The sequence below is a fragment of the Burkholderia sp. Bp8963 genome (assembly GCF_003854275.1).
In the GTDB taxonomy this organism is placed as follows: Bacteria; Pseudomonadota; Gammaproteobacteria; order Burkholderiales; family Burkholderiaceae; genus Burkholderia.
In genome coordinates this window covers 1-7,183 of the sequence record NZ_QTQP01000108.1, presented here as the reverse complement: position 1 = coordinate 7,183, position 7,183 = coordinate 1, and the positions used below count along the sequence as shown (strand labels likewise).

Sequence of the window (7,183 nt, the reverse complement as noted above, 5' to 3'; positions counted from 1 at the left end):
AGTGGGCGTTGGGAGCCGCTGCCGGGCATGGGTTCACTCGACGAAATGGCCGATGTGATCGTCACGCTCCTGCAGCCATATTTACAGCCCGATAATTATTAAACTTATTTGAGGGATGTTGTACTAGGCTCCTGCGGGGGAGACGTCTAGTTTCTATATCGACCTGTTTTATCCACGGCGCGCAAATGCTCCGTCGGTTGGCGAAAAAAAGCAGCGGAACGTCCGCTGCTTGTCTCCCGCTCACCGGCAGGTGCCGGCTTTACTCAAAATCAAATGTGGCTGTTCTGACCGGGATGCGCGCTGTATGCTTGGCTGCCCCGGCCAATGCCTTTGCGCGAAGTTCGTGCGCAAACTCGGCATCCGGGTCCAGTACGGTCTGTCCTTTTGCTAGCGCTTCCATCACGGCCAGGTGAATCAGTGCCGCCTCGCCGCATTTCCTACCGTCCCGTTCAGCATATTCGAAGCTCTCTATATCACCCTTGCGTTCAAGTTCGGCACAAATCCAGTCTGCCGTTTCGGCTGCTCCGACAGGGCGACTTTCGGGGGGCAATGCCGCTAGCATTGCGGCGTTGTGCTCATCGTGCTGCCGCATATAGATGTGGTCAGCGATTCTTTCGTGAAGAAATTCCGTATCGTCGGCGTTGTCGCTTGCACGGTTCGGCAGGTACGACTCAAGCGCGGTCACGACAAGAGCAAGGTCCAGTCGTTCCCAGAACTCGACATGCGGCCGGTAGGCATATGCGATGGCGACCATGATGTTCGAAAACGAACGGGACTCATCGTAACGAAAACGGCAGTCACGCATGAAGCCTGTCAAGTCGGCGATGAATTGCGATGAAAATTGCGATTCGGGCATGTTTGTGGTCTAAAAAATTGAAATATGCATCAAGAATGATTCGACTTACTCTGTCAGTCGAATGACTACCGAAGCAGCTAGGCAAGCTCAATGCACTCGAGATACTCGAAGACCTCGTCGATATCGGGGGCGTTATCGTCCCCTTCAAGCGAGTGCATATGACTTTGAGCAGCCTGTTGCGCGACCCAGAGGTCCTCATATAGTTGTTCGTCGATTGAATACTCGACGAGCTTTTGCGCGTCGTCGAAGACCCACAATATCGATACCCGGCCGAAGTCGTGTGACCTGGCTCGATCGACTGCGGCGCCCCATACCGCGACGCGCCCGCCGGCGACCAGCAGGCATTCGACGCGGTCCCCATTCTTACGCCGGCGAACTTGCGTCGACACCTTACGGTCTTCGCAATCAATCTCGGCTGCTGTCTTGCATGGCATCGGGATTACGATGCCGCATTCATTCGTGTCCTTCGGTTGCTCGTACAGCTCAGAAAGTCGCACTACATAAGCTGCGCGAACATCAGCAGCCGAAAAGTGAGCCTGAATTTCCGCGAGAAGCGCCGTGTTAATGTCTGTTTCCGAGAAGCGATTCATATATTGTCCTTAGTATGGATGCCAGCCTGCATCGATGCGAGCCGGCCTCAGAATTCGTATAGCGAAGTTGTTCCTGTTGCTGCGCCGTCCGCGTTCGCGGGGCCAAGCATTGAGCACAGTCGAGGGAAAATACGATAGAGAAATCGTTCCCCCTAGAGTCACGCAGGTGTAGCCCGTGCCTGCGCTTACGTTTCCAGGACTTCCTCTTCGGTGAGGTCGAAAACGTCGAACAGGCCGACATGCTTGGCTTGTCGTGCGACCTTCTGCCAGGCGATAGTCTCTTCCTTGGTAAGATGCACGTGGCTCTCCGCGCATTTGCCGTCAATGTCCAGCGCGTCGACCAAGTCTTCGCTCAGGCGGTACTGGCAGACGGAGACGGTGGAGTTATTAAACAACCAGAACACCAACAGCTGATTTTCTTGCCCAGCGCCTGAGCTCCAGACAGCTTCATCGGCGAGTGCGACTGCACCCTTTGCCAGCATCAGGCAGGCGACGCGGCCACCATCAAGTTGAGTTTCAATCGAGGAATACACCTCGGGATTTGCTAAATCCGCCGCATCCTGCGTTCTCGGCAACCACGCAACCACGCAAGTCTCATTCTTGAGGCAGCTGTCGTCCGTCAGCAGCTCAGCTACCGGTACCAGGTATGCTGCAGGGCCTCCGTGTTCGACTGCCATCTCGCGGATTTCCCAGAGCCGTTCCACATTCAGGTCTGTAAGTTCAAGTGAGGCTGCTGCGTGTTCGTCAGTGAATTCGATAGTCATAAATCCGGTCCTTGAATATTTTGCTGATGCGCGGTGGAAACGGGAGGATGAATATATGCGCGCGCATCGCGACTGGATTGAAGACTAAGCGGGTTGATGCCTCAAATCAATACATTTGAAAAAATATCCAATTATTTATACATGGAAGATTCGAGTTTACGATTACGAACAGGGTCGATTTGTGGAATGGTAAATTTATTCAATGAGTTGATGGATGTGGGGTTTGGTGTATAAATATTTAAATTTTAGAACCATCTGAGCGGGAAGGCGTTGCCCGGTTTGTTCTGACAAAAAAACAGGAAGAGGGCGCAACTGGGCGCGGCAGTGGGAGCCGGCCGCGCCTAACGGGGGATTGCGCAGCACGCATCCTATTGCGACTGCGACGGCACCAGTGCCGTTCGCACTGACCGCTGGCGCGAGCTGATCTCGAGCTTGATTCGCCGTTGGGATAAACGGACATCGCTTCATTCTGGATGCACAAACATCCAGTGTCTCAAGCGGCTCGTCCGCACAAACCGTTTCTCAAATGGGTCGGAAGTAAGTCCCGGATTCTCCGTCACGTTGTGCCGCTACTTCCGCACGGGCGACGGCTCATCGAACCCTTCGTAGGAGGTGGGGCGGTTTTCCTCGGAACCGACTTTGACGAGTACCTGCTCGGGGACTCCAATCGCGACCTGATAGAGGTCTATCAAGAAGTGTCGCGTCGGCCAACGGAATTCGTTCTCGCAGCGGAGACGTTATTTCACGAGCGGTATCGGACTGCCGACAGCTACCTTAAGGTACGCGCAGCATTTAACCTCGAAGAGGACGCGGTGGCTCGCGCTGCCCAGTTTCTGTATCTGAACAGGTTCGGGTTCAACGGTCTGTGCCGCTATAACAGGTCAGGTATCTTCAATGTTCCGTACGGACATCCGGCGCGCGTTCCTCGTCTACCGACGTCTGAGATTCTTGCGTTTGCGGAGAAGGCGGCACGGGCCACATTCATCGACTGCGACTTTAAGGAGCTAATGGCGGCGGCGGGCACGGGGGATGTCGTGTATTGCGACCCACCTTGCCTCGACCGCGACGACGCTCGGAGCTTCAAAAGCTACGGGCCTCATGGATTCGACTGGTTACGTCACGAGGAACTTGCCGAAATTGCCAGAGAACTCGCTGGGCGAGGAATCCCAGTTGTCGTTTCAAACCACGATTGTCAGGCAGCGCGTGAGTTGTACGAAGGGGCAGAGATTCACACGTTCAGCGCCCGTCGCTCAATCAGTGCGTCGGGTGAAGGGCGTGGCAACGTTGGGGAATTGATCGCCGTGTTTCGGCCAGTTCAGTCTTTCGGCCCCGATTCCTAAGTTTGATGCAGCGCTGGCCCTCTGGATGCCTGTATACCAGAGCTCGAACGTGAGACGGTGTGCGAGCGGGACGGGGTCGACGGGCGCTGAGCAAAACGGCCATTCGTCTGGCCGATTTCGTTGTCTGGCCGTATACCAGTACGCGCAGATATCATCGGTAGAGGAAGCTAGCGGGTCCTTCAACGTGCTCGCTTACCGAACTCTGCAAGAGCGATTTGTTACGTCTTGTGGGAATTGTCAGCGCTGTTTGGTTATAGAATTCGAGCATCGACGTTGGGATGCAACGGCAACATCCAGTCACATTTGTCGAATTGACGATTTCAATCCATACCATCACCACAATGTCGCGCAATGCACGCCGACCCTCGAGTCGCGTTTCATCCGGTCGTCATCTGAGCAAGACGATGCTGCTTCCGATGCCCAGAAAGGCTGCGGAAGATATGTCCTTGGTCTACCATCTGGCGCTTGCTGTTTGTCGCAAGGACCAGGGAAATGCTCATCTGCTCAATGAATTGGTCAAGGCGCTGTATCTAACCTACTATTTGCAGGTCTCCGGCTTCAGTGACGCGCCGCTTGATTTGTATAGGCACGGGGAGGCTGCTTTGGAGCAGGCAGGTAGGCGGGCCATTCGCGACGGGGTGTGGGGAATCGGCGCAGAAATGGCGCCGATTCTTGAGGAGATCCTTTCGATTCACGACCAGCAACTGGCGTCTGCTGCGATGTGGAACATCATTGATGCGCAGGATCGCCTCTCTCGCTTCATTCAGAGCGACCAACAATCGCCACTACCAGCAGGAACGGCCCTTGGCATCCAAGGTGACGATGCGGGGTTCGACGAATCTGCGACGTCGCGAAACCTGCAATAGGCGGGGCCACGATTCTGGCCTCACTCCGCTGACTTGCTGAACCTGGCCGCTACAGGTCGCCGTTGACGGGGAGCGCGCGGTGATGTACGAAGATGTTTTGGATAGTCACTCTCACTCAACACGAGGTACTCACGATGAACAAACAGGAACTCATTGACGCTGTCGCCTCCGCTACAGGCAGCAGTAAAGCCCAGGCGGGCGAAACAATTGACGCGTTCATTACTGCCGTGACGAAGGCCGTTGCTGATGGAAACAACCTGCAGTTAATCGGTTTCGGTTCGTTTGGCACAGGTGCACGGGCGGCACGCACGGGACGGAATCCCGCTACTGGCGCGGAAATAAAGATTGCGGCAGCGAAGACAGTGAAGTTCACTGCCGGCAAGTCATTCAAGGACCTGGTGAATAGCTAGTGCGGAGGGTGCACTTCGCTAGCGAGGCGCTGTGCCGCGCGCCGAATCACCACAATTCGCCTTCGGGTTCATCGAACCGATCGACGCGAGTAAGCAGCTTCTTAAATGAGAACAAGAAATGGCAATGAGGTAGCCTTCCATTAGGACAACATGGCTGCATAGGACAGAATGAAGAATCTGTAATAATAAGAACAACAGATTTTCGATTTGTCGGCACGGAATTGAGCAAGGAACCGCCACGATCCTCGATGACTGTGGCATAGTGCGGCAACCAACCCTTAAAGAGATAACTATGGCAACCCTCGAAACCATTCGAGCACGAATCGCAAAACTAGAAGCCCAGGCGGCATCGGTAGCTGCAAGGCAAAGCTCGGGTGCTCTCGAGAAGATTCGTGACCTGATGGAAAAACACGGTCTTGTGATTGCTGACCTCGAGGCACACTTCGGGAAAAAACGTGGCCGCAAGCCGAGCGCCCAGTCGACGGACACGCATATCGTCGTAGCGGCCAAATACCGTGACCCGAAGACCGGCGCAACGTGGTCAGGACGCGGTCGCGCACCTGCCTGGATCGCTAGCGTAAAGGACCGAACCAAATTTGAAGTCGCCGCCGGTTCCAGCTCAGCAGCCCCGAAGACGAAGGCGGTTGCCAAGGCTGGACACTATGTGCGTGGCCCGCAACCCGCCCTGTACCGTGACCCGAAGACCGGTGCGACTTGGAGTGGGCGTGGACGCGCACCTGCGTGGATTGCAGATGTAAAGGACCGCAAAAAATTTCTGATTGCGGGAGCTGGTGATTCGGCTGCCTCTTCGGCCTCTTCGGCCTCTTCGGGTACAGTCCCAGCGAAGAAGGTTACAACCCGGAAAGCAGTGGCGAAGAAGGCAACTACAAAGTCTGCACCTGCGGCAAAGAAAGCCGTCCGCACCCGCACCGCCGCAGCCAAGAAAGCGACGCCAAAGACGGCAGCGGCAAAAGCGGTTACTGCGAAGAGGGTCACCGGCAAGAAGGCACCGGGTCGGAAGGCTGAAACGGTGGCGGCTGCTTCTGCGGTAGCCGTCGACCAAACCAACGCCCCAGTGGCAGCATCGGCCGAGGAGTGATAGTCATCGCTGGTGGTTGAAAGCGTAAATGGTATGAGTCGGCCGCTGCATAGCGAGGTCTCTATCTGGGCCTCCGGCAGCGGCCGTGTTTTTTTTGCCTACGGTTCAATGCAAGAACTGGAAGATGGGAGCGTTGCTAAACTCTGTCGTCAGTCAGCGACGAAATCGGACACGTCAACGACCGGCCGCATGCCGCGATCAATTGACTTGAATGGGAGGCAATAGTGACAACTTTCGCATGTTTAGGCTGGGGATCGCTAATTTGGAACCCAGGTAATTTGCCGCTTCGTGCGCGCTGGTACGAGGACGGGCCACTCGTTCAAGTAGAGCTAGCTCGCCAGTCCAACAATGGCCGAATTACGTTTGTCCTAGATCGTGAGACTCCACCAGTTCGCGCACTGTGGGGAATATTGGACGTAGAGAATTTAGCGGCAGCTCGACACGCCCTCGGCATAAGGGAAGGAATACTGGAGAAGAACCACGATGGATTAATCGGTTCCTGGCAAGTCGGAGAGTTGCAGTCGCCAGAATGCGTGCTCGATCTGCCCGATTGGGCCAGACTCAAAGAGATTGAAGGCGTGGTCTGGACAGCGCTGCCGGCAAAGTTTGGCAAAGCCGTGCGTAAGCCCGCAGCGGACGAAGTCGTCGAGTACCTGAAGGGTCTATCAGGCGAACAGCGCCACCTCGCCGAAGAGTATGTCAGAAAGGCTCCACGCCAGATAGCAACGCCGTATCGCCACCAAATCGAGGCCGCTCTTGGCTGGAAAGCGGACTGAGCAAAGCAGGTGGCAAGCAATGAGACACATATGAAGTTTGCTCTGGCCGGGTGAGTACGGTATCGCCGCGTGCCATCGTTTGAATACTGTGTTCGGAACCAACACCGGAGCGCTCCCATTAGATGCGCGCATACGCCAACGTCAGCAATCTCTAGGCATTGCCCCAATCTCGAATCACAATTGCCCCCATAGAGCACCAGCTCAAAAAATTAGTCCACCGGCTCAGACCAGATCATCGGGAGCGCTTGAGCGGAGAGATGCACATCGCTCCTCGTTGGGAAATGCCGAAGCCGCGTCGAAGCACGCACCCGAAGAATCTCCAAATCGAACCCTGGCGCCGCAGTTGCTAGTTCTTCTAGGTCCTGTTCACATTCTCACCAGCGGCCCAAAGGCGCAGGCAAGCACCGCGAAGGCGAAATAGTTGCCGGCGAGCTTGTCGTAACGAGTGGAGACGCGACGAAAATGTTTGATGCGATTGAAGA

8 protein-coding genes and 1 pseudogene are annotated in these 7,183 nt (G+C 55.5%); 5 read left to right on the top strand and 4 right to left on the bottom strand.

Annotation, left to right across the window (positions count from 1 at the left end):
- Positions 1-259: 259 nt before the first annotated feature.
- The 3 genes from DID96_RS37240 to DID96_RS37230 all read right to left on the bottom strand — a co-directional run bounded on the left by DID96_RS37240 (position 260) and on the right by DID96_RS37230 (position 2,210).
- Positions 260-856: a hypothetical protein gene (locus tag DID96_RS37240; RefSeq protein ID WP_124604264.1), complete on the bottom strand. Its 597-nt coding sequence runs from the start codon at positions 854-856 to the stop codon at positions 260-262.
- A 77-nt stretch (positions 857-933) separates the two neighbouring features.
- Positions 934-1,446, bottom strand: coding sequence for a hypothetical protein (locus DID96_RS37235; protein ID WP_124604262.1), 513 nt, complete (start codon positions 1,444-1,446; stop codon positions 934-936).
- A gap of 185 nt (positions 1,447-1,631) precedes the next feature.
- Positions 1,632-2,210, bottom strand: coding sequence for a hypothetical protein (locus DID96_RS37230; RefSeq protein ID WP_124604260.1), 579 nt, complete (start codon positions 2,208-2,210; stop codon positions 1,632-1,634).
- Between the two features lie 473 nt (positions 2,211-2,683).
- Here DID96_RS37230 and DID96_RS37225 point away from each other — a divergent pair, with 473 nt between their 5' ends.
- The 5 genes from DID96_RS37225 to DID96_RS37205 all read left to right on the top strand — a co-directional run bounded on the left by DID96_RS37225 (position 2,684) and on the right by DID96_RS37205 (position 6,701).
- Positions 2,684-3,550 (top strand): Dam family site-specific DNA-(adenine-N6)-methyltransferase, encoded by an 867-nt coding sequence (locus DID96_RS37225; RefSeq protein ID WP_124604258.1) that lies wholly within the window; start codon positions 2,684-2,686, stop codon positions 3,548-3,550.
- A gap of 404 nt (positions 3,551-3,954) precedes the next feature.
- The gene (locus DID96_RS37220) at positions 3,955-4,416 is read left to right on the top strand and encodes a hypothetical protein (RefSeq protein ID WP_124604256.1); all 462 of its coding nucleotides are present in this window, start codon (positions 3,955-3,957) and stop codon (positions 4,414-4,416) included.
- Positions 4,417-4,550: 134 nt separating this feature from the next.
- Positions 4,551-4,826, top strand: a complete 276-nt coding sequence (locus DID96_RS37215; protein WP_124604254.1) for an HU family DNA-binding protein — start codon at positions 4,551-4,553, stop codon at positions 4,824-4,826.
- 292 nt (positions 4,827-5,118) lie between these two features.
- Complete coding sequence (locus DID96_RS39475; RefSeq protein ID WP_124604252.1) at positions 5,119-5,925, top strand: H-NS family nucleoid-associated regulatory protein; 807 nt, start codon at positions 5,119-5,121, stop codon at positions 5,923-5,925.
- A 410-nt stretch (positions 5,926-6,335) separates the two neighbouring features.
- Entirely contained in the window at positions 6,336-6,701 is a 366-nt protein-coding gene (locus tag DID96_RS37205; RefSeq protein WP_124604249.1) for a hypothetical protein, read from the top strand.
- 366 nt (positions 6,702-7,067) lie between these two features.
- Here the strand turns inward: DID96_RS37205 and DID96_RS37200 are convergent.
- Positions 7,068-7,183: pseudogene (locus tag DID96_RS37200) on the bottom strand (IS5/IS1182 family transposase); the annotation flags it as partial.

Excerpts from the sequence above, each read along its gene's own strand:
- DID96_RS37225 (WP_124604258.1), top strand. The coding sequence starts at position 2,684 with ATGCACAAACATCCAGTGTCTCAAGCGGCTCGTCCGCACAAACCGTTT.
- DID96_RS37230 (WP_124604260.1), bottom strand. The coding sequence starts at position 2,210 with ATGACTATCGAATTCACTGACGAACACGCAGCAGCCTCACTTGAACTT.
- DID96_RS37220 (WP_124604256.1), top strand. The coding sequence starts at position 3,955 with ATGCTGCTTCCGATGCCCAGAAAGGCTGCGGAAGATATGTCCTTGGTC.
- DID96_RS37240 (WP_124604264.1), bottom strand. The coding sequence starts at position 856 with ATGCCCGAATCGCAATTTTCATCGCAATTCATCGCCGACTTGACAGGC.
- DID96_RS39475 (WP_124604252.1), top strand. The coding sequence starts at position 5,119 with ATGGCAACCCTCGAAACCATTCGAGCACGAATCGCAAAACTAGAAGCC.
- DID96_RS37215 (WP_124604254.1), top strand. The coding sequence starts at position 4,551 with ATGAACAAACAGGAACTCATTGACGCTGTCGCCTCCGCTACAGGCAGC.
- DID96_RS37235 (WP_124604262.1), bottom strand. The coding sequence starts at position 1,446 with ATGAATCGCTTCTCGGAAACAGACATTAACACGGCGCTTCTCGCGGAA.